The sequence below is a fragment of the Streptomyces sp. SID3212 genome (assembly GCF_009865405.1).
GTDB lineage: Bacteria > Actinomycetota > Actinomycetes > Streptomycetales > Streptomycetaceae > Streptomyces.
Genome location: NZ_WWJY01000408.1, coordinates 1 through 24,764 on the forward strand (window position 1 = coordinate 1; position 24,764 = coordinate 24,764).

Annotated in this window: 17 protein-coding genes; 9 read left to right on the forward strand and 8 right to left on the reverse strand. The window is 69.5% G+C overall.

Annotation, left to right across the window (positions count from 1 at the left end):
• The 3 genes from GT042_RS12365 to GT042_RS12375 form a co-directional block, all read right to left on the reverse strand.
• Positions 1-3,620: DNA methyltransferase (locus GT042_RS12365; RefSeq protein ID WP_161306749.1), on the reverse strand; the 3,620-nt coding region annotated here is incomplete at its 3' end.
• Positions 3,620-6,868 carry a DISARM system SNF2-like helicase DrmD gene (drmD, locus tag GT042_RS12370; RefSeq protein WP_161306750.1) on the reverse strand — a complete coding sequence of 1,083 codons (3,249 nt, stop codon included), beginning with the start codon at positions 6,866-6,868 and terminating at the stop codon, positions 3,620-3,622. The genes drmD and GT042_RS12365, both read right to left, overlap by 1 nt.
• A gap of 128 nt (positions 6,869-6,996) precedes the next feature.
• On the reverse strand, positions 6,997-8,652 hold the full coding sequence (locus GT042_RS12375) for a serine/threonine-protein kinase (protein WP_161306751.1): 1,656 nt from the start codon (positions 8,650-8,652) through the stop codon (positions 6,997-6,999).
• Between the two features lie 774 nt (positions 8,653-9,426).
• On the opposite strand from GT042_RS12375, the gene GT042_RS12380 reads away from it, so the two are divergent.
• The gene (locus GT042_RS12380; RefSeq protein ID WP_161306752.1) at positions 9,427-9,828 is read left to right on the forward strand and encodes a hypothetical protein; all 402 of its coding nucleotides are present in this window, start codon (positions 9,427-9,429) and stop codon (positions 9,826-9,828) included.
• A gap of 527 nt (positions 9,829-10,355) precedes the next feature.
• Positions 10,356-10,481 (forward strand): hypothetical protein, encoded by a 126-nt coding sequence (locus GT042_RS39845; RefSeq protein WP_272925662.1) that lies wholly within the window; start codon positions 10,356-10,358, stop codon positions 10,479-10,481.
• A 49-nt stretch (positions 10,482-10,530) separates the two neighbouring features.
• Here GT042_RS39845 and GT042_RS12385 read toward each other — a convergent pair whose 3' ends face one another.
• On the reverse strand, positions 10,531-11,487 hold the full coding sequence (locus GT042_RS12385) for a DUF2090 domain-containing protein (protein ID WP_161306753.1): 957 nt from the start codon (positions 11,485-11,487) through the stop codon (positions 10,531-10,533).
• A gap of 457 nt (positions 11,488-11,944) precedes the next feature.
• Complete coding sequence (locus tag GT042_RS12390) at positions 11,945-12,454, reverse strand: MarR family winged helix-turn-helix transcriptional regulator (protein ID WP_161306754.1); 510 nt, start codon at positions 12,452-12,454, stop codon at positions 11,945-11,947.
• A 156-nt stretch (positions 12,455-12,610) separates the two neighbouring features.
• Here GT042_RS12390 and GT042_RS12395 point away from each other — a divergent pair, with 156 nt between their 5' ends.
• The 4 genes from GT042_RS12395 to GT042_RS12410 all read left to right on the forward strand — a co-directional run bounded on the left by GT042_RS12395 (position 12,611) and on the right by GT042_RS12410 (position 17,889).
• Positions 12,611-13,849 (forward strand): amidohydrolase family protein, encoded by a 1,239-nt coding sequence (locus tag GT042_RS12395; RefSeq protein WP_161306755.1) that lies wholly within the window; start codon positions 12,611-12,613, stop codon positions 13,847-13,849.
• A gap of 205 nt (positions 13,850-14,054) precedes the next feature.
• A complete protein-coding gene (locus tag GT042_RS12400; RefSeq protein WP_161306756.1) occupies positions 14,055-15,521 on the forward strand; it encodes a histidine kinase in 1,467 nt (488 codons plus the stop codon).
• Positions 15,518-16,189, forward strand: coding sequence for a response regulator transcription factor (locus GT042_RS12405; protein ID WP_161306757.1), 672 nt, complete (start codon positions 15,518-15,520; stop codon positions 16,187-16,189). Before GT042_RS12400 ends, GT042_RS12405 begins: the two co-directional genes overlap by 4 nt.
• A gap of 323 nt (positions 16,190-16,512) precedes the next feature.
• Entirely contained in the window at positions 16,513-17,889 is a 1,377-nt protein-coding gene (locus tag GT042_RS12410; protein ID WP_161306758.1) for an amidohydrolase family protein, read from the forward strand.
• Between the two features lie 17 nt (positions 17,890-17,906).
• On the opposite strand, the gene GT042_RS12415 is transcribed toward GT042_RS12410, so the two are convergent.
• A complete protein-coding gene (locus tag GT042_RS12415) occupies positions 17,907-18,518 on the reverse strand; it encodes a TetR family transcriptional regulator (protein ID WP_161306759.1) in 612 nt (203 codons plus the stop codon).
• A 168-nt stretch (positions 18,519-18,686) separates the two neighbouring features.
• Between GT042_RS12415 and GT042_RS12420 the strand changes: the two genes are divergently transcribed.
• Positions 18,687-20,237: an MDR family MFS transporter gene (locus tag GT042_RS12420; protein ID WP_161306790.1), complete on the forward strand. Its 1,551-nt coding sequence runs from the start codon at positions 18,687-18,689 to the stop codon at positions 20,235-20,237.
• Here GT042_RS12420 and GT042_RS12425 read toward each other — a convergent pair.
• Both GT042_RS12425 and GT042_RS12430 read right to left on the reverse strand, forming a co-directional pair.
• Entirely contained in the window at positions 20,183-20,797 is a 615-nt protein-coding gene (locus GT042_RS12425) for a cysteine hydrolase (RefSeq protein WP_161306760.1), read from the reverse strand. The two genes, GT042_RS12420 and GT042_RS12425, sit on opposite strands and share 55 nt — an antisense overlap.
• Positions 20,798-20,942: 145 nt before the next feature.
• Positions 20,943-22,559, reverse strand: a complete 1,617-nt coding sequence (locus tag GT042_RS12430; RefSeq protein ID WP_161306761.1) for a serine/threonine protein kinase — start codon at positions 22,557-22,559, stop codon at positions 20,943-20,945.
• 149 nt (positions 22,560-22,708) lie between these two features.
• Here GT042_RS12430 and GT042_RS12435 point away from each other — a divergent pair, with 149 nt between their 5' ends.
• Complete coding sequence (locus GT042_RS12435) at positions 22,709-23,410, forward strand: TetR/AcrR family transcriptional regulator (RefSeq protein ID WP_161306762.1); 702 nt, start codon at positions 22,709-22,711, stop codon at positions 23,408-23,410.
• 2 nt (positions 23,411-23,412) lie between these two features.
• Positions 23,413-24,624, forward strand: coding sequence for an NAD(P)/FAD-dependent oxidoreductase (locus GT042_RS12440; RefSeq protein WP_161306763.1), 1,212 nt, complete (start codon positions 23,413-23,415; stop codon positions 24,622-24,624).
• Positions 24,625-24,764: the final 140 nt, after the last annotated feature.

The following is a 24,764-nucleotide window of genomic DNA, read 5'->3' on the forward strand; positions in this document are numbered from 1 at the left end:
ACCTTGCGGTTGTTCTTGAGTCGTTCGGGCTTGACGTCTCTTTCGACGCGGGAAAAAACTTCCGGGTAGCTCCGTGCTCGTTCCTCGCTCCAGTCATGGAAGTTGATCACCCAGCGGCTCGCCGAGCAGTCCGGGCGGGAGTTGAGGTCCTCGCCGTTGAGGTAGGGGAAGAGAACGTCCTTGTTGCGAGGGTCGCGCTGGATGAGGTCGGCTGCATGTTCGGGGGTGAGGACGAACCCCTTCCCCAGTACGTATGAACCGATGAATGCCTGTGGCCTGTCAGTTGTACGACCGTCGGGCCCTCCGGAAGATGACCCCGCTACCAGACGGTATGGCCGTCCGGAAACCCGAGACCGCGGATCAAGTGACGAAGTGATACCCCGGACCACGACATCGTCCAGCACACGAGTGGCCTCGTTACCCAAGCCCAGCTTGGTGGTCCACACGGCGCAGTACTCCAGCGCAGCAGACCTCGAAGGCCAGCGCGCGCTCTTCACGGCTCGGCGTACCTCGATGCCGTCGTCGAGTAGCTGGTCGAGGCCAACCTCCCGAGTATCTCCCTGGGCGAGGGTGTTGGTAGCGATCAGGCCCGTCTGGCCGCGTTCGCTGAGCAACTGGTGGGCCCGGAGTTCGAAGTACGCGACGAGGTCCGCGCTACCCCGCTGCCCGCGTCCCAGCCCAAGCACGAGGTACTCGCGGTACGCCTGTCCCAGAGTCCCCGTCAGCTTCTGACCGCCGAGGAAAGGCGGGTTGCCGATGATCGCGTCGAAGCCACCCTGCTCGGCTTCGAAGACCTCGGGGAAGACGAGAGGCCAGTGCACTGGCAGGCGAACGAAGCCATCCGTGGGTAGGTCCTTGCTCAGCCACTCCAGAGCCCGCGTCCGAGCTTCGTGGATCACGGGGTCGGAGTCGCGGACCTCATCTGAGGCGACCGTGCTGGCCAATTCCGCGGCCTTGAGGTAGAGCGAGTCACTGCCGCCCCTGGAAGCGAGGCCGGCTCCCGTCGTGAGGTCGCCGATCAGTCGTAGACGCTGAAGATGTTCGTTGCTGGCTGCGAGCAGGCGCCGTTTCTCGTCCAGGTCAGCGATGGAGTCGCTGTGGATTCCGGCGATGGCCTGACGGTTGCCCGACGCGCTATGGACACGGGCGCGCGCCTGTTCAGTCCACAGCTCGTCAAGGCGTCCCTCGTGTAGCTTGCGCCCTGCGACCGGATCCAGGTGAACGTTCTCGATCTGCTCCAGCTTGGCAACCCCCAGCAGCGAGTCCCCCGCCACCAACCGGTCGTCCAGGAACGTGAAGGGCCGTTCCGGGTCCATGGAGATCAGCCACAGCGACAGCTTGGCCATTTCCACGGCCATGGGGTTGATGTCCACCCCGTACAGGCAGTGCTCGATGATCAGGCGCCGGGCGCGGACCATCAGTGGGTCGCTCTCCGCGTCCGCCGCCGTCATCGCGCCTGTCTGGTCGCGGTGGCTGCCGCGGAAGGCCAGAGCCTCCTCGTCCTCTGCCTCGACCCAGGCGTCGACCAGTCGGTCCGCGAGGTAGCGGCAGGCGGCGACCAGGAAGGCGGCCGAACCCATCGCGATGTCGGCGACCTTGAGCTTCAGGATGTCGACCGCGCTGATGAGCTTCCACTGCTTGTCGTCCGCCGTCTGGAGCGGGCCCGGACGGTAGACGAGAGGTTCCAGGGCTCCCTCGGCGACCTGCTGGGCCAGGACACGTGGCGTGTAGTGGGTGCCGGTGTTCTTGCGGAGGCGGGACTCCGTGACGTACAGGCCGTCCGCCGGGATCACCACCGGCAGGCCACGCAGGTCGTCGCGGAGGAGGCCGTGAAAGGGGAGGATGCGCTCGGCCAGGTCGCGGTCGTTCTCGGTGACCGCGAGCAAGCGGTGAACGGCCTTGCCCCGCGCTTGGTCGTCGCCGGGGGCGAGTAGCTTCTCCATCTTCGACGCCGCAGCCGGCGGCCTGGGGTCTTTCAAGTGCTCGTACAGCTTCTTCGACAAGCCCGGGAGGTTGGGCTTCTGGCCGGGCACCGCGCGTGGGCCCACTCCGAACGGGGCAGCCTGTTCCTCTAGTTCGGTCAGGCTCACCTCGTGTTCCAGGCCGGGCTTGCCGATGAGGCCGAGCACGGTGTCCTGGGCGCGCTTGCCGTCGTACGAGAGGAGGCCCTCGTACACGTAGCCGATCTGCTCGACGTCGAGGGCCCGGAAGGTCAGTCGGCGCCGCTCCTTGTTGACGACGACGAACTGCACCGAGTCGAGGACGTGCAGGACGGTCCGGTCGTCGATCGGGAGGAGGGAGGTGTGGCCGTCTGCGGCCCGCGTGGCGTCATTGTCCGTGGCGTCTGCGCCCTCCGGCACCGCCTCCAGCCAGGGGAAGCGCTTCGGGTCGAAGATCGAGCCGTCGTATGCGGGCAACGTGAGCAGGGGGTGGTCCACTCCGCCGTGGACGGCGTGGAAGAGGGCGATCAGCCGGTGCCAGGCGGCGGTGGTGTGGTCCAGGGAGTCCTCACCGTCCGCGCGGCGGCGTTTGTCCAGCGTCTCGTACAGCCGCCCGGCCGAATACGCCTCCGCGTAGAGCTCGTTGTCAGCGGGCAGCAGGCCCCGTTCCTCGGCGAAGAGGAGGAAGACGACGCGCATCATGACCGCGACGGCGCCCCGGTAGACCTCGCTCGCCGACACGCCTGACAGTCCCTTGCCGCCGCGTTTGACCATCCGGGTCTCGGCGCGGCCGATGGAGTCCACCAGGAGTTCGACGGCCTGGCGGACCTGGATGCCAAGGGCCTCGGTGACGTCTTCCTGGCCGTCCAGGCTCTCGCGCAGCAGCGCCGGCAGGAGTTCGTCTGCCGGGCGTCCGAAGAACCGACCGCGGCGGAGGAGAGACACCCAGGCGCGGACCGCCACCAAGTCGGCCGCCTCGTTCCAGGCGATGGTGTCGAAGGTGGCGCTTGTCGTGACGCCGCCGGGCGGTGCCCAGACCAGGGTCCACCAGCGGCCGTCGGTGACCAGGCCCAGCTCGACGCCGTGGTGGCGCAGGACGTGGGCGAGCCGGTCGACTCCGCTCGCAGCCCAGGAGTCGTCCCTGATACGGCGGGTTGGCACGGTGTCGGGTGGCAGGACCATGCCGAGGATCGGTACGTGCTGGGCCCTGCCGGCAGCGTCCGGTTCGGCAGTGAGGTCGGTTCCGGGGCGGACGAGAGCGAAGTCGGGGCGCACGGTGGTGTCGGCCCCGGGCGGGCTGACCGCGAAACGATCCAGCAGAGTGTCGTCCTCGGCGAGGCTCTCGCCACTGTCGCACTGCCCGGCACCCTCCCGCAGATGCAGAGCCTCGTCCCATTCCAGCAGGGTGCGTAGTAGGAAGCCGATCCAGTCGAGCCGACCTGCGCCCTTGCGGTCGTCCTGCCAGATGCCGTGCTGGAGGCGGATGTCCGCACGACGCCCGCTGGGCACACCCTCCAGCTGTGGCCAGCTGCGCAGCAGGACCGGCAGGGTGAGGAACGGGCCGGACACCTCGACGAGGTTCAGCCAGTCCAGGTGCTGTTGCTTGCCGTCAGACGCCTTCGCGGCACGGATGGCGGCGGCGGAGGGGCGGCGGCTTCCGTTACGGGGCGCGTGGCTCATCAGTAAGCCTCCTTGGCGGGGATGACGAAGACGACGGCGACAGGGAAGAGATGGTCCTGCGGGTCGCGGTAACGGGCAGAGATTGCCGCGAGTTCGCGCTCCCGCTCGTCCTCCACGCCGTCGAGCCGGGCCCGCCAGCGTTTGCGGTCGTCGGCGAGCTGGCGGCGTTCGTCGGGATCCTTCAGCTCGTCCAGGCCGAAGAGCGTGTCCGTGCTGGCCGTGCGGGAGGCCGCAGTGGCGGAGGAAGTTTCCCCGAGCCGGTTTCGCAGGGTGCGCTGGAGACGGTCGAGGGTGGCGTTGATGCGTTGCTCCTCATCGGCCTGCCGCTCGGCCAGCCGGTCCATCAGGGACGTCTTGCGTTCCTTGCCCCGTGCGTCGACGGACTGGGTGAGGCCCTCATACGTCTTCGGCCAGCTCTGTTGGAGGCGGTGGAGCAGGCGCTCCTTGGCGGGGCGGCCCTCGGTGAGGGCGTGGTCCAGGATCGAGGCGACCGCCTCCACGCCTCGCAACCGACGCTGCCAGCCGTTGTCGCCGAGCCAGCCGCCCGCGTGCAGGACCTCCTCATGGAGGCGCTGCCCGTCCGTGCCGACCAGCACGAAGCGGGCGTACGCGCCGACGAACGTGGTCTCCAGGGCCGGGTCGTCGCTGACGACGGCCGTGATCCGGCGCAGGTCGACGTTGTCCGCGTTCCACACGGCGGCGCGCAGCAGCCGCGTCGACATGGCGACCAGCGGATGGTTCAGATGAGCCAGCACGATGTCGGGGCGTCCCGAGGCCGCCTGCGCGTCGAAGGTAACCGGGCGCAGTACGTCGGGGCGGAGCTTGTCGGGCAGGCCACGGGTGGCGCGCTCCCAGGAGCCGGTCAGTGGCGGCACGGTGTACAGGCCCTGCCGGAAGTCGTCCTCGGACGGTGCGTTCTCGTCGAGACACGGCACGAGGGGCTGCTGGCGGGCCAGGTTCAGCGCAGTGTTCACCACGCGAGCGACCCGGTCCGGGGTGATGCCGAGTTCTACGGTCGTCTGCTTCAGTTGGGCGTTGAGCCGCCGCACCTGCTCAGTGACGTTCTGTTCGGCGTCCACTTTCCCGCCCGTGGGACGGCCCTTGATCTTCTTCGCGCGGGCGTGCTCGATGTCGAAGTCGCTGAGCTGGCCCGTCATCCGCAGCTGTACCTTCTCAGCGAGTACGGCGTTAACCTCGCCGAGGTCCTCCTCCATCTGCGCGACTTTCCTCGCGATACGGGCGAGGAACTCCAAGTCGGCCTCGTACACGTCCGTCCTGGCCCTGTCCCAGGAAGCGCCGACGAAGTGCATGATCTGCGGGTTGTGGCGCTGGCCGTAGCGATCGATACGGCCGATGCGCTGTTCAAGCTTGTTGGGGTTGAACGGGATGTCGTAGTTGATCAAATACCGGCAGTGGTCCTGTAGGTCGATGCCCTCGCTGGCTGCGTCGGTGGCGATCAGGATGCGGACCATGCCCTCGGGGATGGTGGGCTGTTCCTGGAACGCGAGCCGGGTCTGCTCGCGCTCCTCGGCGTTCTTCCCGCCGTGGAGCGTGAGGACGCGGCCCTTCTGGGCCAGGCCCTCCTGCTGGAGCAGGTTCAGCAGCCAGTCCTGAGTGTCGCGGTACTCGGTGAACACGACGACCCGTTCGTTCCCCCACGTCCCACCGGTGAGGCAGATGGACTTGAGGGTCTTGACGAGCTCCTTCGCCTTGGCGTCGGGGGACGCCTGGTGGGCCTGGCCCCAGTGGGCCATCCGCTGGAGCAGCTCGGCCTCTTCCTCGGAGGTTCCCGGGGTGACCGTGGCGGCGCGGGTGATCGCGTCGTGCTCGGCCTCGGCCAGTTCCTCGTCGTCGAGCTCGGCGGCGTAGTCCTCGTACTGGGTGATCCACAGGGGGGTCTCGACCGGGGCCGGAACCTCCTTCTTCCCGCCGGACTTCGCCTTGGCGCGTACTGATTCGAGGTGGACGCCGACGGTGTGCGCGAAGGCTGCGGGGGAGGAGAACAGGCGCTTCTTCAGCAGCAGGGTGACCAGGTCGACGGCCTTCCGGCCGCCGCGCCGCTCGGGCGCGACGCGCTTCTTGCGCAGCTCGGCGTAGCGGGTGAGGAGGGCGTGGATCTCGCGCTCGGTGTCGGGGTACTCGACGGGCAGGGCTTTCGATTCGCGGATGTGGAACCGGGGGGTGCCGTCCTCGTTGGTGACGGAGGTCTTCAGACGTCGTACGACTGTGTCGTCGAGGGCGGCCTTGTCCGGCTCGCCGCCGCGGAAGAAGCGCTGGTTGTCGATCAGTTCCAGCAGGGCCGTGTATGACTCCTGGTAGCCGTTGTGAGGGGTTGCGGAGAGAAAGAGCCGGTGCTCGAAGTGGGGGGCGAGGCGTCGGATCAGCTTGGTCTGCAGGGAGTCGACGGCGTAGATCTGCTTGGGTGCGCTCGGGGCGACATGGTGCGCCTCGTCCAGGATCAACAAATCGAAGGTACGGCGTCCGGGGCGGCCCGGCAGCTCCGTCGACCCGCCCGCAGGCAGCACCTCGTCGAGGAGCCGCTGGGCCTTGGGCGTGCGCAGCCAGGGAAGGCTCACGATGGTCAGGGGGAACACGCGGAACGGGTTCGCAGCGCTGCTGTGCGTGCGGCGCAACTCGGCGCAGCAGGCTGAGTCGACCACAGTGAAGTCGAGGCCGAATTTGTCGGCCATCTCATCGCGCCACTTGAGAGTGAGGCCAGCTGGGCAGACGACCATGACGCGGTGAGCCCGGCCGCGCAGCCGCAGCTCCTCGGCGACCAGTCCGGCCTCCACGGTCTTGCCGAGACCGACGTCGTCGGCGAGCAGCAGATTGACGCGGGGAGCACCGACGGCACGGGCGACCGGTTCCAGCTGGTACGGCTCGATGGCCACCCCTGACCGGAAGGGGGCCTGGAGCGTCTTCACGTCGGCGGAAGCGACAGCGGACCAGCGGACGGCGTCGAGGAAGGCCGCTAGTTGCTCCGGCGGATCGAACGCTCCGGTAGAGGCGTCGGGAAGGGAGCCGGCGGGAAGGACGCGGCGCCCCGGCTCGACCTCCCATATCACGGAGAGAGTATCGCCGTAGCGGCCATCGGCGACGGACTGTAGATGCACCACGGTGACATTGCCGACCGGGGCGGCTTCGACTCCGGACACCACCCAGTTCTGGCCGCGTACCTGGACGAGCGCGTTCTCCTTCGGCGGCGCGACGATTGCGGAGGCTTCGGAAGTGCAGGTGGTTCCGGGCATGCGGACATCCTCCACTATTTCTATCGGCGGGACGGCGTTGCCTACCGGAGTGCCTCATATTGACGAGCGATTCGTTCATTGACCTAGTCACATAGTTCTGCCCTGCTTGTGGGTGGGTCGTCGGCGGATCACTGCGGGAGGCGGAGAGCGCGGGTCAGCCTGCCCAGGCGGCTGACCAGACGCTCGACCTCGGCATGGGCGGGATGGTTGGGAGGCAGCGCGGTCCGTTGGTCGTCGGCAAGGTGGCGCAGAGCCTCCAGGGCTTCACCGGCCGAGCCTGAGCCCGCCAGGAGGGTGGCGATGTCCCGACGGGTCTCCAACACTTCCGGATGTAACGGGGGAAACACCCCCTTCTGGAGTTCGAGTGCCTCGCGAAGTTCCAGGAGTGCGGCGGAGTTGTGCCCTAGCCGGCCAAGGCAGCGGGCTGCCATCACCCGGCAAGCCGCGAGGTCCGCGTCCGGCGCGGAGCGGGCCGACGCCAGGGCTTCCGCGAGCTCCAGGCAGCCCTCCCGTGCCGCTTGCAGTTCCTGCGCTTCGAACTGCAACTGGAGGATGGCCAGTCGGCGGGAGACGACCTCTGGGTGGGAGGAGTCGAAACGCGGCAGTACCTTGTTGAGATCCTTGCCCAGTAGTTCCAGCGCCTGTGACAACCGTCCCTCTGCCGCAAGGCGTTGCGCGCGTTCGCGCAGGTCCGTCGATTCTGCTGACGGTCCGGCCCCGGATGTGGATGGCGGTTGCGCTGGCCGAACGGGAGGTTGTGCAGTTGCGAGCGGGGACGGGGCGGGCTCCGGAACGCGTGCGTGTGCTCTGTCCGGAGGCGGATCGTTCCGAAGGTCCGTGCCATCGTGGGGCGGGCGCGCGGTGGCTTTGCCGGGCCTCGGAGTTCCGGCGCGGGCGGACTTCGGCACCGCCTGCTCGGCCCAGGGCGCGAGGACCTCCCGGACTTCGGCTGCGTCAGCCGGCCGATCCTCCGGGCGCTTGGCGAGTAAGCGGGAGACTAGGTCACGCAGTTCGGCTGGTGCGTCGTCGCGCAGCTGATCCAGCGGTACCGGAGTATCCGCGATGTGCTGGATCACCAGGGCCAGCGGCTCGTCGGCCGTGAACGGCGGTCGGCCGCCCAGGAGCTCGTACAGCACGCAGCCCAGTGCGTACAGGTCACTGAGAGGAGTGGCTGCTTGCCCCTTGCCTTGTTCCGGAGAAATGAAGCCCGGAGTTCCGGCCACCATGCCCGCGTCGGTTAACCGTGGCCCGTCCGGTGGTTGCAGGGCAGTAGCAATACCGAAGTCGAGGACGCGTACCGTGCCGTCTGGCGTGAGCATCACGTTGCGGGGCGTCAGGTCCCGGTGGACGAAGCCGCGTCCGTGAGCCTGGACCAGCACGGAGCACACCTGGGCGCCCACGGCGGCGGCCCACTCCACGGGAAAGGGTCCGCGCTGGGCCACCAGCCGGTCCAGCGTGTGTCCGTACACGCGCTGCATGACCAGATAGAGCCGATTCGCTCGATGGGTGCCCGCATCATGGATGACCGGTACGTACGGATGCTCCAGCTTGGCCATCAGTCGTGCTTCCCTGGTGAAGCGGACGACGGCGGGGTCCTGCGGATCGAGCCTGCGCGGCATCTTGGAGACAGCCGTCTGCGGTGTCAGCAGTTTCACGGCCACAGACCGGTCCAGCCGCTGATCGTACGCCGCCCATACCTCGCCCATGCCGCCTCTGCCGAGCAGCTCCGCCAGCTCGTAGCGGCCGTCGATCAGTTCGCCCCTCGTCAGGTGGTGGTCCCTCATCGCTTTCCCCGCGCCCTGTTGTCGAACCGGGTTGCGGATGGTCGCGGTGAAGCTGGGAATCGTCGGACGATGCGCTGCCGTTCGATGTTGGAGTCGAGGTGCTCCGAGCGAATGAACTTGAGGGCGACTGGATACAGATCGGTGCATTCCCGTAGCTGGCCCATCGCTCCGCGGCCGATCGGCGTGCGCATCTCGCAGCGATCGACGATGCGCCGTCCCCGAGCCATGCGGGGGCCTCCCCAAACTATGTACAGAACCGGTCCGTCCCGGACCATCACGGTGCGTTCAAGGTCGCTGACGATCCTAGGTCAGTACGAGAGGACCTGGGAGCGGACGAGCAAAACGGAAACAGCCCCAAACTACCGACGCCCCACTTCACGCTAGTTAGGTGCCCTCGGAGCGACGCGTCCTGTCCGCCGAATACGTGAGCGATGCGTGAGCGGATGGGGCGGCACGCGTTGGACCAGGCGTTACGCGAATTGGAGTTGCACGTCTCTGACCAGGTGCAACGGGATGGGACTGCATGGCCTGGCATCCCTCGTCATGATCTTGCAGGCCCTTGTAATGCGTAGGTCGTCGGTTCGAATCCGACAGGAGGCTCACTTGCAAGCCCAGCTCAGACGGTGTCTGAGCTGGGCTTTTTTGTTCGCATTGATCCCTGCGGCCGGTCGGCGCGTCCGTGCCCGGACTCTGGGCAGGGGCCGGGCAATCCTCCGTCCCAGGCGACCCGGGACGCCTAGACTGACCCGGCCGCCACGGAAGGAATGATCACAAATGCGACCCGCGCGATTTCAGGATTTCACCCTCGACCTGGCCAAGAACACCCCCGGTGTGACCCGCGTGCAGACTCTCGCGGATGCCGGGGACACCACCCACCCGTTCGGAGTGGCGATCACGAACGGCGACGGGGAGGCGCGGTGGCAGATCATCGGTCAGCTCGCGGACGGCGAGAAGCATGAGCAGCCTGATGTGCCCGTCAGCGGTGACCCGTTCGGGACCTGGACCGAGCCCAAGCCGGGGGATCACGAGGGCTGGCTCGTCGCGGTTCTCGCGCGGGCGGAGTCCCCTGAGATCGCGAACATCGAGCCCTGGTCGAGCCGTGCCGGCGGGAAGGAGTCGCCGGGGCTCACCGTCTTCTTCCACAACGGGGCGCGTGCTTTTGTGCGGAAGATCTGACCTTCCCGGCCGCCGGCCGGGGAGGAGTGCACCACCTGTCAGGCACCACCTTTGCGAGGAGGAGCTGATATGGCACTACGGTCCGATCCCGCCCGGGTCGAGGGGACGTGCCCGTCATGCGGGCAGTCGGTCGGCTCGCCGCCCGGCTCGCCGACGACGGGGCATCAGAAACCCCACCCGAGCCGTGAGACCTGCCCGGGAGGCACCACCCAGTAAGGCACGGGAGTCCTGATCGGCACCCTGCGGGTGTAGTCACGAACCTGAGCGACAAGAGAGCCCCTGCCCACCAGCGCCCGGTGGGCGGGGCTTTTGCGTGGGTTGTGGTCTCGGTCCTGGTCGCAGCAGTGGGCCCGGGGCCGGCGATGGAGGCGGCTCCCATACGGCGGTGCCGGAACCGCGATCGGTTTCGGCTGCGAAACCCGGGGCACCGGCAGGGATCGGGGGGCGGCAGTCCGTACTGCCTCACTTCCGTCCAGGGTTCGGTCATCGGCTCGGTCGACGCGACGCGGGATCGGTAGGAGGGTGACATGGCATTCAGTCAGTTGTTGGCCAAGGGAGCCGGGGAGGGCACCCCACCCTTCTGGATCGTTGCCATCGCCCTGATCCTTGTCGTCGGGGTGGTGTTCTTGGTGAGCAAGGTGCGTAAGGGGTAGTGCCGCGAGCCATACGTTTGTGGCCGTGAACGGTCGGATGGGGGTTCTTCTACGCCTTGCCGTTTCGCGCTTCGACGTAATATCGCGCGTAGCCCACGTACGCCTCTGTGATGGAAGCGCGTGTCTCGTCGCGGGTCGATTGTCCGTGGACGTAATTCTCCAGGGCCTCCCACCAGATGCTCCGGCCGATGGCGAAACCCATGAATCCCTCCACGGGTGCGGCGATCTCCAGCCAGTGGTCCAGCTTCTCCCTGGGGGCGTGACGGCCCAGGACGACGCAGCGTGCGTTCCGGGACCCGCGTCGGGCGGTACGGGCCACGGACTCGGCGTCCTCGCGGGTCTCCAGGCCCTCCACCTTCCAGATCGCGGGCTCCACGCCCCGGTCCTGGAGGTACTCCATCACCCGCACCGTCGCCGCGCCGCGCAGCTCCTTGTCGTACCGGTCGGCTGAGCCGTCGACCGCCGCGAGGTCGGCTTCCGTGGCCGGTACCAGCAGTTCGAGGATGAGGCTGCGGCCCACGGAATTCCCCCAGGACACCACCCGTGCCAGCCGCTCGGCCTGTGCGTTCCGGTCGGATTCCCCGTAGCCCGGATTGTCACGTACCAGGACCTTCGAGAACGCGGCCGGAAAGTACTCGGCATGCTGCTGCCACTCATCGCCGTATTCGAAATGGAACCAGTCCTGGCCGCTCTCCTCGATCGGCATCGCGAGGTCGATCTGCCCGCTCTGCACCGCCAGCTCCGCTGCCGTTGCCCCGTAGCGTTCGTCGATGAGCAGGCCGGCCCGGGTCGATTCCGGGAATTGCGGCAGGGCGTCCACGACCGCTTCGTACACCAGCAATTTGCCGTCGGCGATCCTCGCCGCCTGTGATGGTGTCGGGGTGGCGGTCAATTGGTAAAGGTCGGTTTCGAGGCTCGCGCGGTGGTCAACGGCGCAGATCAGGAGATCGTCATGACTCGGTGCGTTCTCAGGATTGGCGGGATTGTTCTGCGCTGTCCAGGACAAATTAATCCCTCCTTGCTATTCCCCCTGAATTTTAACCGGGTGTGGGGAGGTGTGCCACGCACGGGGCGCCGCGTACAACGCCTGCCGTACGCCGAAGAGCACATTCCCGGGGGCCGTCTCCGGCGTCCGCCCGCCGGTCCCGGGCGGGGTGCCGCGCGGGTGCTCCGATCCCGACAGGAGAGCTCTCTTCGTGGCTGCCTTCCTCTACCGAATCGGTCATCGCCCCCGATGCCGGGTACGGAGTCGCAGAACGCGTTCGACCTGCTGGACCAGCGCTTCCCCTCCGGCAACTCCGAGGGCGCGGACGCCCGCCTCGTCTTCGTCGCGCCGGACGGCCGGAAGGTCACCGCGTCGCGCTACAAGGAAGCCTCGGTCGGCCAGGACGCGATGGTCGGGACGGTCACCGAGGGCGCGGTATCACCGAAGGCGCGGTCGCGGACGCCGCGCCGTGGGCGGCCTAGCCGGGGTCAGGGCGGGTGCGCGTGCCCAACTCCGCGGCGGCGTCCGCGTAGTCGACCAGCAGCCGGGCGAATTCGAGGCGTTTGGCCTGGGGCCAGTCGCGGGTGATGTGCTCGAAGGCCTGGCGGTGCTGGCTGCTGAAGCGGTCGCGCAGGGCGATGCCCTCGGGGGTGAGGAGGAGCACCGTACGGCGGCCGTCGGTCTGGGAGGCGGCCCGTACGAGAAGGCCGGCCGTGATGCAGTCGCTCACCATCCGGCTGGCGACGGAGGAGTCGACGGTCAGCTGGTAGGCGATGCCGCCGACCGTCATCTCGCCGTCGGCCTCGTCGACGACGTTGATGACCTGGTTCCGCGCCATGTCCTTGCGCGTGACCGGCGGGTCGACGTCCACCAGGGCGGTACGGCGCCGCAGCCGGGCGAATGCCGCGCCGACCGCGTCCAGCAGCGCGTCGTCCTGAGTCTCGTTGCGCCCGGTCTCGTTCCGCCCGGTCTCGTTTCCCCTGGTCACTTTGACACCTTAGTCCCAGGTCGCTGTCGAACGCAATTACGTGCAACAATGCATGCATCTGCGTTTCGCAGGAGATGGCAGAAGACGGCAGAAGACCGGTGGGTGCCGGGAGACCCGGCTCACCGCGACGGATCGACAACGACGGGAAACACCCCCATGAGCACAACGGCCATCATCAACGCGCGGGTCTTCGACGGGGACCGGCCGCTGGAGGCGACCACCGTCGTCTTCGACCGCACCGGGATCCTCGCGGTGGGCGGGGAGGCACCCGCCGGAGCGGAGATCGTGGACGCCGCGGGCGGGACGCTGCTGCCCGGCCTGATCGACGCGCACGTACACACCAACGAGCAGGCTCTCGCCCTGGATCTGCGGTTCGGTGTGACCACGGCGCTGGAGATGCAGGGCAACCACACCGCCGGCAACCGCGCGCACATCACGGAGAACGACGCGGTGGCCGACATCCGCTCCTCCGGGTTCGCCATCACGCCTCCCGGTGGTCACCCGAGCGAGCTGTTCCCGGAGGGATTCCGCCCCGGGCCGCCTCCCGGCGCGCGCGGCCCCAAGCCGTCGGAACCGGCGCCCCTGATGCCGTTCTCCACCACCCCCGAAGAAGCGGTCGGGTTCATCCCGCAGCTGGTCGAACGCGGCTCGGACTACATCAAGTTCATGGTGGACGACGGTTCGGTGGAGGGGCACCCGGGCCTGCCGATGCTCGACCGGGCGACGCTGAGCGCGGGGGTCGCCGAGGCCAAGAAGCACGGCATGCTCACGGTCGCCCACGCGCTGACGATCGAGGCGACCCGGATGGCGATCGAGTCGGGCATCGACGGTCTCGTGCACCTGTTCATGGAGGGCCCGCACACCGAGGAGATCATCACCCTGATCCGCGACGCCGGTGCGTTCGTGGTGCCGTGTGTGGTGCTGAACGCCTCGATGATGGGCATCACGGGCGACGAGCTGGCCGACGACCCGCGGGTGGCGTCGCGCCTGGACGAGCAGTGGATGAAGACGCTGCGCAGCAGCTTCGGCCACTACCCGCAGGGCAGGCTCGGTGATGTGTTCGGGTCGGTGCGCGCGCTGCGGGACGCCGGGGTCGACCTCCTGGTCGGTACGGACGCGTCCGCGCCGTTCGAGTTCCTGGGCGGTCTGGCCCACGGGGCGAGCGTCCACCACGAACTCCAGTATCTCGTCCGGGCCGGTCTGACCCCGGTGGAGGCGCTGCACGCGGCCACTTCCACCACCGCCCGCCGCTTCGGGCTAACAGACCGGGGCCGTATCGCCGAAGGACTGCGCGCCGACCTCCTTCTGGTCGACGGCGACCCCACCACGACCATCTCCGACACCCTCAACACCCGCGCCGTCTGGCGCCGGGGCAGCCGCCTCACCCACGCCTGAGCACCCCCCGCCGGGAGACCGCTGCACGGGCGCGCGGCCCCCGGCGGGGCTCGGTCCGGGCCGTCGTCCTTCCCCGTCCCTCGCCGTCCCTCCCCGTCCGCCCCCGGCCGCTCCCGGTCCTCCCGGTCGCCGCCGTCGCCGCGTGGCGGCTCAAGCGTTCCGACGTGCGAGCGGCGCGCGTACGAATGACAGAGAGCGGAAAGCCATGGTGCCGGTCCACCCCCGGCGGAGGGACCTGATCCCGCCCGAACCCGACGTCCTGCGCGGCAGTGCGCTGGTACGGAGGGCCACGGACGCGGCCGGTGCCTTGCGCAGACTGAGCCGCGAGCACCCGGCGGTGCTGTACGCGCTGCCGGCGCTGCTCGTGCTGGCGGGCGGACTCCTCGATCTGCTCGACCCCGGCCCCGGCCCCGGGCTGATCGCGGACGTGTCCGTGGACGCGCTGGGCCCGGGGGCCTCCGTCCTGGTCGCGGGGTCGATGGCCGGCCAGGCGCTCGCCCTTCTGTGGCGGCGCCGGGCCCCGTCCGCCACGCTGGCGGCCGTGGTGTTCTGCTGCCTGGTCCAGTGGTTCCTGTCCTCCGACTTCGGCACCGCCCTCGTCGGTCTCATGATCGCGCTGTACTCGGCGGCCCGTTACGACCGGATCAGGCGACTGCCGTGGTCGGGTCTGTACGTCGCGACGGCGCTCACCGCGGTCACCTTCTGGATCAGGCCCTTCACCGAGCAGACGCTCTCGGCGCTGTTCTTCTCGTACTGCGCCGTCACCGCCGCCCTCGCCGTCGGCCTGGTCCTCCGGGTACGGGAGGGGCAACTCGTCGTCCTGGCGGAGCGGGCCGCGCAACGGGAGGTCGACCGCGAGCAGCGCGAGCAGCTCGCCGTCTTCGCCGAACGCTCGCGCGCCTCGCGGGAGATGCACGACATCGTCGGCCACCACCTCGCCGTGATCATCGCCCTCGCGGACGGCGCGGCGGCGGGCGCGGGAGCAGGAGTCGGCTCCGGTACGGGCTCCGGCGCCGGTACGGGCCCCGCTTCCGACAGGGGCTCCGCCCCTGGGCCGGACGTCCTGTCCATCATCGCCGGCACCGGCCGCCAGGCCCTGAGCGAACTGCGCCGCGCCCTCGGCGCCCGCTGCGAGGACCCCGGCGCCCGGGAGACCACCGCCGGCCTCGCCCCCCAGCCGGGAACCGCCGACCTCCCAGGGCTCCTTGAGCGCGCCCGGGCCGCGGGACCGCGCATCTCCCACCGTACGGAAGGCGATCACCACGCCATGTCCCCCGGCGTCCAACTGGCCGTCCACCGCATCGTCCAGGAAGCCCTGACCAACAGCCTCACACACGCGGGACCCGACACCACGGTCCACGTGGCCCTGCGCGTCACCGGCCAGGACGTGGACCTGTGCATTCGCGACAGCGGCCCTCGGGCACCACGACCCGCCCCCGCCCCGGCCGACCACACCGCCGGTCACACCAGCGACCACCCCATCGCCCCTACCGCCCTCACCGGACCCACCGCCCCCGCCGCCCCCACCGGCCGAGGGCTCGTCGGCATCGCCGAACGCGCCGCCCTGTGCGGGGGCCGGGCCGAGGCCGGGCCAACAGGAAGCGGCGGCTGGCTCGTTCACGCCTCCCTGCCCCTGCTGCCCCCACCCGTACCCGGAGAGAACCCCCTGTGACCACGGTCCTGATCGTCGACGACCACGCGCTGCAACGCCTCGGTTTCCGCATGCTGCTCGACGCCCACCCCGGCACGGACGTCGTCGGAGAGGCCGCGAACGGCGCCGAAGCCGTACGGCAGGCGGCCGAACTGCGCCCCGACGTGGTGCTGATGGACATCCGTATGCCCGGCGTGGACGGCATCGAGGCCACCCGCCGCATCGTGGCGTCCGGCGGCCGGTCCCGGGTCCTCATGCTCACGACCTTCGACCTGGACGAGTACGCGTACGGCGCGCTGCGCGCCGGTGCCAGCGGCTTCCTCCTCAAGGACGCGCTGCCGGGCGAACTCGTCGCCGGTATCAGGGCGGTGGCGGAGGGGGACGCCGTCGCGGCCCCGGCGCTGACGCGCCGCCTGCTGGACACGTTCGTACGGCAGGGCCCGCCACCGGCCGACCGGGCGGGCGGCGCGGGCAGCGATCCCCGTCTGGCCGGGCTCAGCGAGCGGGAGGGCGAGGTGCTGCTGGCGATGGCGCAGGGCCTCACGAACACCGAGATCGCCGCGCGGCTGGTGCTGGCCGAATCCACCGTCAAGACCCATGTCGGCAAGGTGCTTGCCAGGATCGGCGCCCGTGACCGGGTCCAGGCCGTCATCATCGCGTACGAGGCGGGCCTCGTCGGAACCCGCTGACCCGGAACCCGTTGACCCGGAACCGCTGACCCCCCACCGGGGTACGGGGAGGACGGGGCCCGGCAGGTCATCCCCAGGTCGCCTCGTACCCGGTACTCCGGTACCGCGCCCGGCCCTCGATCGGCCCCGTGGTACCGCGTTTCCGACCCCTTCCCCTTCCTAGGGTGAAGGCAGGGCCGCGGGCGGAAACGCGCCCCGACACGCCTCTCCACCAGGGCCTGCCATCGCGCCCGCGATGCGCCCCTGCCCCCCACCGGCGGATCCGTCGACACCGTCGACACCGGCCCGATCCGGCCGGGGGGCTCAACCGAAAGGGCTGTCCCATGTGCGGGATCCATCGCCGTACACTCCTGAAAAACGCCGGCGCGGGCGCCGCGGTCGCCGGAGCGGCGGTACTGCTGTCCGGCTGCGCCGACGACACCGGCGCCAAGGCGAGCAGCACCAGGTCGCCGAGCCGTGACATCTCCGGAACGACCGCCGTCCAGAACGTGCGGATCTTCGACGGAGAGCGGGTCATCAGCGCCCGTACGGTCGTCATCGAGGGCCACAGGATCGTCCAGGTCGGCGGCAGGGCCCCGAGCGGCGCCACCGTCGTCGACGCGTCCGGCGCCACTCTGCTGCCCGGACTCATCGACGGTCACACGCACACCTCGGACGACGGGTTGAAGAACGCACTGCTCTTCGGTGTGACCACCGAACTGGAGATGCAGGGTGGCGGGCACGACCCCGAGAAGACCGACAACAACGACAGCATCGCGGACGTCCGTTCGGCCGGCACCGGGGTCGGGGCGCCCGGCGGCCACCCCGCCGAACTGTTCCCCGAGGGCGGTCCGCCCGGTGTCCCGCCGGAGGGCGCGGACACCGGGGACGGGTCGGGGCCGCCGCCGGACGAGGGGGTCTCCAACCCGCAGGAGGCGGTGAAGCTGATCCGCCGCGTCGTCGCGGACGGAGCCGACTACGTGAAGATCATGATCGAGGACGGCTCGGTCCTCGGCGCCACCGACCTGCCCGCCCTGAGCAACGACACGATCGTGGCGTCCGTGGCCGAGGCGCACAAGCTCGGCAAGATGGCCGTGGCCCACGCACTGACCGTGCAGGCATTCGAGCAGGCGATCGACGCGAAGATGGACGGTCTGGTCCACCTCTTCATCGACCGGCCCGCCGACGCGAAGATCGTGCGCAAGGTCGCGGACTCCAAGGCGTTCGTCACCGCGTGCCTGTGCCTGAACAGGTCGATCATGGGCGAGACCGGCGCCGATTTCGCCGCCGACAAGCGGGTCAGCTCCCGGCTGAGCAAGGAGTGGCTGGACACCCTGCGCCACGGCAGCCTCAACCACTACCCGGAGGGCGATTTCGACGACGTCCTCGGGAGCGTCCTCGCCCTCCACGAGGCGGGGGTGGACATCCTGGTCGGTACGGACGTCTCGGTGGCCGTGCGCTACCTCGGCGGACTCGCCCACGGCGCCAGCGTCCACCACGAGTTGCAGCTTCTCGTCCGGGCGGGGCTCACGCCCGTCCAGGCCCTGCGTGCGGCCACGTCCGTACCGGCCCGCCGCTTCGGTCTCAAGGACCGGGGCCGTATCGCGGAAGGCATGCGCGCCGACCTCCTCCTGGTCGACGGCGACCCCACCCGTACGATCTCCGACAGCCTGTCGATCCGCGAGGTGTGGCGCCGGGGAGCCAGGCAGCCTCGGCGCTGACGCCACTGCCCGTCTCTTCAGCGGCTGGGGACGAGCGCTCCCCAGCCGCTTTCGAGCAGGTCGAAGGCGCGGACGACGGCTTGGCGGGGGTCTTCGTGGCCACGGGCGGTACGGGGGGCCTCAAGGGCGAAGTGGGCCAGGGCCGTACAGGCCGGATCGTCCGCGGGCAGGCCGCTCTCCTCGGCGATGACCCGGGCGAGGGCGCCGGTGTGGCGCAGCCACATGGCCTGGACGTAGTCGCGCAGCGCCGGGGTGGTGTGGACCAGTTCGAAGAACGCGGTGAAACCGGCGTCGCCGTCCACGGCGGCCATGCGATGACGCAGCGCGTGGTCGCGCAGCGCCGCGGGGATCGACCGGCCCGGGGGGCGCTCGCGTACGGCGGCGAGCAGGCGGGCCTCCTGATCGGCGTCCTCGTCGAAGACGAGGGCTTCCTTGACGGGGAAGTGCTTGAACAGGGTGGTGGTGGACACGTCGGCGGCGTCCGCGATCTCGCGGATGCCGACGTCGTCATATCCGCGCTCCAGGAACAGGCGCATCGCGGCGTCGCTGATGGACCGGCGGGTGGCGGCCTTCTTGCGCTCGCGGCGTCCGATCGGCGCCGGCGGGGCGGGGGAGTCGGTCGAGGGCATGCGTACGATCCTATCCGCAAGGTGGTGCGACTTCAAAAGTGCAACGGTTGCACTTATGGAATCGGTGTGGTGTTCTGGGGTGGCGGTCGACGGAACACCGTCCCGCTTCCCCGTCTCTTCTTCCCCTCTGTACGAAAGGGGTGATCAGCCATGCCCACCTCCGCAGCCATGCCCACCTCCGCATCCCTTCCCTCCGCATCCGCCGGCCCTTCGGCCGTGCCGAAGAACGTGCGCTGGGTGATGCTCGGCATCATGCTCGCGATGCTGCTGTCCATGCTCGACAACATGGTCGTGAGCACCGCGATGCCCACGATCGTCGGCCAGCTCGGCGGCCTGGAGTACATCTCCTGGGTGGTGACCGCCTACACCCTGATCACCGCCGTCACCACTCCGATCTGGGGCAAGTTCGGTGACCTGTTCGGCCGTAAATCCATGTACCTGGCGTCCATCGCCGTGTTCGTCGTCGGGTCCGCCCTCTGCGGAGCGTCGCAGTCCATGGGCCAGCTGATCGCCTTCCGCGTCCTCCAGGGCGTCGGCGCCGGCGGGATCGGCGCGGGCGCGTTCGCGCTGATCGGCGTGCTCGTACCGCCCCGTGAGCGGGGCAAGTACCAGGGCATGACCGCCTCGATCATGGCGGTCGGCACCATCGGCGGACCGCTGCTGGGCGGGTTCGTCACCGGCCACTTCGACTGGCGGTGGGCCTTCTACATCAACCTGCCGCTCGGCCTGGTCGCCCTGGTGTGGCTGTGGCTGACGCTGCACGTTCCCGCGCCCCGCATCAGGGCGAGGATCGACTGGGCGGGTATCGGCCTGCTGACCCTCTCCATCACCGCGATCGTCCTGGCCGCCACGTGGGCGGGCAGCACCTACGCGTGGGGCTCGTGGCAGGTGCTGTCGCTCGGTGCCGTCGCCGCGATCGGGCTCGCCGCGTTCATCTCGGTGGAGAAGCGGGTCGGTGAGCCGCTGGTGCCGCTGACCGTGTTCACCGGGCACCGCAACTACCCGTTGGCGATGGCGCTGACCCTCGCCGCCGGTGTGGTCATGTTCGGTGCGGGCCTCTATCTGCCGCTGTTCCAGCAGAACGTCCAGGGGGCCTCGGCCACCCACTCCGGGCTGCTGATGCTGCCGATGATGATCCCCGTCGTGATCGTCTCGACCGTCGCGGGAAAGGTCATGTCCGCCACCGGCCGCTACAAGATCTTCCCCGTCGTCGGCGCCGCGTTCCTCACCGCCGGGCTCGGTCTGCTGTCCACCATGGACACCGGCACCTCATTGCTGCTGACCGGCCTGTACATGATCGTCGTCGGGATCGGCCTGGGCTTCACCATGCAGATGGCCGGCACCATCGCGCAGAACAGCGTCTCCCTGCGCGACATGGGTGCGGCGATGAGCTCGTCCAACCTCTTCCGCACCCTGGGCGGATCCCTCGGCGTCGCGGTCTTCGGCTCGCTGTTCACCCGCGCCGTCCAGTCCCATCCGCCCACCGGCGCCCGGGATGCCTACCTCACGGCGGTCGCGAGCGGCACCAGCCACATCTTCCTGACCGGCGCGATCCTCTGCGCGCTCGCCTTCGTCGCGTCGCTCCTCGTCATCGAGGTCCCGCTCCAGAAGGCCGGCCCGCCCGCGCCCGCGGCTGGGGCGCCCGTCTCACCCGCGCCAGGCGGTCAGAGGCCGGCGATGACGTCCGCCGAGGTCATGGGCAGGGAGAACATGGGGTAGTCGTACGTGATCGCGTTGTCGTGCTCCTCCTGGGACGTGGCGGCCACGCAGTCCGGGACCGTGATGACCCGGTAGCCGTTCTCGTACCCGCTGCGCATTGTCGACTCGACACAGCAGTTGGTGAGGAAGCCGCCGAGGATGATCGTGTCGATCCCCTTGTTCCGCAGGATGAAGTCGAGGTTCGTACTCGCGAAGGTGTCGAGGCCGCGCTTGCCCTCGATCACGATGTCCCCGTCGGCCGGGGCGAGGTCGTCCACGATCGCCGCGCCCCAACTGCCCTTGACGAACGCCGACCCGTCCACGACCCCCTTGAGGATGCCGTACGGGTGCCGGGACAGCTCGCCGTAGCCGGGGGCGAAGGTGATGGGCGCGTGCATGACGGTGACCCCCGCGGCCCGCGCGGCCCCGGCCAGCGCCACGGTGTTCGCGAGCATCCCGGTCTTCGCCATCACCCCGGCCACGGCCCCGTTGAGCACCCCGCCCTCGCTGGTGAAGTCGTTCTGGTACTCGATCAGGACGAGCGCGGTCTTCGCCGGGTCAAGGCGGAAAGTCTCGGACATGACGGCTCCTCGGTGAGCTGGGACACATCAGCGGCAGGAACAGCCTGCCCGACAAGGGGACCAATCAGTCCGAGGCGGGCAGGCTCAGCCACCCCACGCCGTGGGAACGCTGTTCGGCGCCGCCCTCCCCTCCCTCTTCCCGCAGTCAGGCTCGGCAGGAGTCGGTGTGGGTGACTTCGCGGTAGTCCACAACGGTGGGGCTGGCCATGGATTCGCGATAGACGATGACGACCCGTCCGTACGGCCAGGTGATGTCGTCACGGAAGCGCTGCTGGGCTTCGCTGCAACTGCCGAACATGAGTGAGCGCATGGTGTCGATCCAGTCCGGGTCGTCCTCGTAGGTCTGTCCCTCCGGATAGCTGTTGGGGCCGAAGGTGACGAACATGGTCTGTGCCTGGGGGTTGAAGGTGAGGGTCACACTTTCGGCCGCGAAAGCGCTGCCCTCGAAGGGCTGGACCGAGTCGCGGCGGAACCGCTGAGAGGCAGCCTTCTCCGCAGGCGTGACGGGGACTCGGGCGGACACCCATTCCGCGACGGTCGGCTCCGCGTAGTCGCTGCGGGTGTACGCGGGCGAGGGTGCGGCCTGAGGCGAGGGTGCGGCGGTCTCGGGTGCCGACGGCTTTGGGCCTTGCTGTCGGTCGCTGTTCGCCTTGTCGGCCGCAGCTGTCTTCTGGGTCGGTCGGGGCTGGGGCTGACCGGCCGGTTTTGTGGCGTTCGGCGTTCGGGACGAGTTGGGCTTGTAGGTCGCGGCCACGGCTCCGCCGATTCCTCCCACCGCCAGTGCCACGGCGATGACGGCACCGTAGAGCTTGGTGCGTCGGCGGTGCGGCGCGGGAGTCTGCCAGGTCGGATCGTTCTCCGGCGGCAGGTCCCAGTGGGCCGTCACCAGGTCGGATATCAGAGTCTGCTGCCCGCTCTCACGAGGACGGGCGGCCGTGATCTGGGTGCTGAGCAATTCAGTGCAGGAGTCAGCTAGTTCAGCCGCCGTTGGTCGGTTCGTCGGATCCTTCGCCAGTGCCATCTCGATGAGCGGCAACAGACCGTCCGGGACCCCGTCGAGATCGGGCGCGCCGGACATGACGCGGAAAGCGACAGCCTCGGGCGCGCCGGTGCCGAACGGGAGGCGACCGGTCGCGGCGTTCGCGACGAGCGCTCCCCAGGCGAAGATGTCGCCTGCCGGTCCGACCGCGCCGGTCCGGTAGTGCTCGGGGCTGATCCAGCCAGGAGTACCGGTCATCACGCCGGTGCGGGTCACGGCTGTGCCGTCCAAAGCGTGGGCAATACCGAAATCCAGCATGCGCGGACCGTCAGGCGCGAGGATGACGTTCTGCGGCTTCACGTCCCTGTGTACGACCCCGGCGGCGTGGATCGCGGCGAGAGCGGCGGCGGTGCCTGCGGCCAGCGCGTGCAGTCGGCCGCCGGTCAGCGAACCACTCTCGGCCAGGTACCGGCTGAGGGTCGGACCCGGTACGAATGGTGTGGCCAGCCAAGGCGTGGCGCTCTCGGTGTCGGCGTCGTACAGGGGAACCAGGCTCGGGCCGCTGACACGCCGGGACAACTGGACCTCACGCCGGAAGCGGGCGCGGAATTCCTCGTCGCCGGCCAGCGGGGAGTGAACGACTTTCACGGCCAGCCGCGAGCCAGCCGCGTCCAGCGCGGCGTAGACCGTACCCATGCCACCGGTCCCGAGTCGGCCGACGACACGGTAGGGCCCGATGCGGCGCGGATCGCCGAGCTGTGCCGACTGTAAGCGGCTGGACACACATGCTCCTTGAACGTCATCAGCGAACGTCGTCAGCGGCGTCCCGGTGAGCCTGACGCATCGTATCGACCGCGCTCTACATAGGGGGTGTTTCGTCCGATGTGGCGAGCGAACTTGTTCGTGACGAACATGTTCGTTACGGTCTGGGGGTGACTTCACGTGAATCCGTACCCCGTAGCCGTCGTGAGCGGCCCGCCAAGGCGGCTCTCACCTATGACGGGATCGTCGCCACCGCCGTCGGGCTCATGCGGGCCGAGGGGCTTCAGCGCGTCACCATGCGGCGGCTGGCTCAGGAGCTCGATACCGGGGCCGCCTCGCTGTACGTGTACGTGGCCAACACCGCCGAGCTTCATGCGGCGATCTTGGAGGAGTTGCTGGGGGGTGTGGACCTGCGGCCCGGCGGGGGGAAGAGGGGTGGGGACTGGTGTGATCGGCTGGTGTCCGTGCTCGGGTCGTACACCCGTGTTCTGTTCGAGCACCCCAGCCTTGCCCACGCCGCCCTGGTGGCCCGGCCCTCAGGGCCCCACTACCTCGCCCTCGTCGAGGCGATCCTCGATCTCCTGCACGAGGGTGAGGTGCCCGACGCCCAGGCGGCCTGGGGGGTGGACGTGCTGTTGCAGGTCGCCACCGCCACCGCCGCCGAGCAGTCCGTCCGCGGCCGGGCCGTCGACGCGGAGGCCGAGCACGACAAGCTCGTCGCCGCGCTGCGTGACGTCAGTGCCGTCACCCATCCACGGATCGCCGCCCTCGGCACCGCGCTGCTCTCCGGCTCCCACGAGCAGCGCCTGGCGTGGATCTTTCGCATGGTCATCAACGGGGCCAGGAGCACCCCGGTCACCACGGAGGCATGAGCATGAGCTTGAGCAGGAGTACGAGTACGAGTACGAGTACGCATTACGCCGTCGCGATCGTCGGCGCCGGCCTCGGCGGTCTCACCCTCGCCCGCGTCCTGCACGTGAACGGCGTCGACGCGGCCGTCTTCGACCTGGAGCCCGGCCGGCACGCCCGTACCCAGGGCGGCATGCTCGACATCCACGTCGAGTCCGGGCAGGCCGCCCTGCGCGCCGCCGGGTTGTACGAGGGGTTCCTGGCCCGGATCCACCCCGGTGGCGAGACCCTGCGCGTCTACGACCGGCACGCCCGGCTCGTACTGGAGGAGAAGGACGACGGCGAGGGCAGCCGTCCCGAGGTCGACCGGGGTGACCTGCGCGACCTCCTGCTCGACTCGCTCCCCGAGGGGACCGTGCGGTGGGGTGCCAAGGTCACCGGCGCCCGGCCGCTCGGCTCCGGGCCGCGAGGAGACGGGCAGCACTCCGGGCGCCACGAGGTCACCCTCGCCGACGGCACCACCTTCACCACCGATCTCCTCGTCGGGGCGGGCGGTGCCTGGTCCCGTATCCGCCCGCTGCTCTCCGACGCCCGCCCCGCCTACACCGGCGTCTCCTTCGTCGAGCTGGACCTCCTCGACGCCGACACCCGCCACCCCGAGAGCGCGCAACTCGTGGGCGGCGGCATGTGTTTCGCCCTCGGCGACAACCGGGGCTTCCTCGCCCACCGCGAAACCGACGGCAGCCTGCACATCTACGTCGCCCTGCGCGCCGCCGAGGACGTGCTGTCCGGGATCGACTTCACCGACGCGGACGCGGCCAAGGCCGCCGTACTGGAGCACTTCGAGGGCTGGGACCCGGCCCTGCGGCGGCTGGTCACCGACGCCGACACCCCGCTGGTGCCCCGGCTCATCCACGCGCTGCCCGTCGCACACCACTGGCGGCGCACCCCGGGCGTCACCCTCCTCGGCGACGCCGCCCACCTGATGTCCCCCTTCGCGGGGGAAGGCGCCAACCTCGCGATGATCGACGGCGCTGATCTGGGGCGGGCGCTCGCCGCGCACCCGGGAGACGTGGAAGCCGCGCTGACCGCCTACGAGGCCTCCCTCTTCCCGCGCGGCGAAAGCACCGCCCGCCAATCCGCGACGAGCCTGGACACGATGTTCGACGACCGGGCGCCGCAGCCGATCGTCGACATGTTCGCCGCCTTCGCGTCGTCGCAGCAAGACACCCCCTAGGGGGTGTCCGCGCCGCCCCCTGTGCGTTCCTTCGGGTGGTCATCGGTGGCTTCGGCCGGGTGACCGGGGTGCCGGGACCCACGGCGGTGCCACGATGGGCGACCGCGCCGCCCCTCGTCGGCCGTGAGGCCGGGGCCGGG

Bases quoted from the DNA above. Each gene is read 5' to 3' on its own strand.
- drmD (WP_161306750.1), bottom strand. From the start codon at position 6,868: ATGCCCGGAACCACCTGCACTTCCGAAGCCTCCGCAATCGTCGCGCCG.
- GT042_RS12375 (WP_161306751.1), bottom strand. From the start codon at position 8,652: ATGAGGGACCACCACCTGACGAGGGGCGAACTGATCGACGGCCGCTAC.
- GT042_RS12380 (WP_161306752.1), top strand. From the start codon at position 9,427: ATGCGACCCGCGCGATTTCAGGATTTCACCCTCGACCTGGCCAAGAAC.
- GT042_RS39845 (WP_272925662.1), top strand. From the start codon at position 10,356: ATGGCATTCAGTCAGTTGTTGGCCAAGGGAGCCGGGGAGGGCACCCCA.
- GT042_RS12395 (WP_161306755.1), top strand. From the start codon at position 12,611: ATGAGCACAACGGCCATCATCAACGCGCGGGTCTTCGACGGGGACCGG.
- GT042_RS12400 (WP_161306756.1), top strand. From the start codon at position 14,055: ATGGTGCCGGTCCACCCCCGGCGGAGGGACCTGATCCCGCCCGAACCC.
- GT042_RS12410 (WP_161306758.1), top strand. From the start codon at position 16,513: ATGTGCGGGATCCATCGCCGTACACTCCTGAAAAACGCCGGCGCGGGC.
- GT042_RS12415 (WP_161306759.1), bottom strand. From the start codon at position 18,518: ATGCCCTCGACCGACTCCCCCGCCCCGCCGGCGCCGATCGGACGCCGC.
- GT042_RS12420 (WP_161306790.1), top strand. From the start codon at position 18,687: ATGCCCACCTCCGCATCCCTTCCCTCCGCATCCGCCGGCCCTTCGGCC.
- GT042_RS12425 (WP_161306760.1), bottom strand. From the start codon at position 20,797: ATGTCCGAGACTTTCCGCCTTGACCCGGCGAAGACCGCGCTCGTCCTG.
- GT042_RS12440 (WP_161306763.1), top strand. From the start codon at position 23,413: ATGAGCTTGAGCAGGAGTACGAGTACGAGTACGAGTACGCATTACGCC.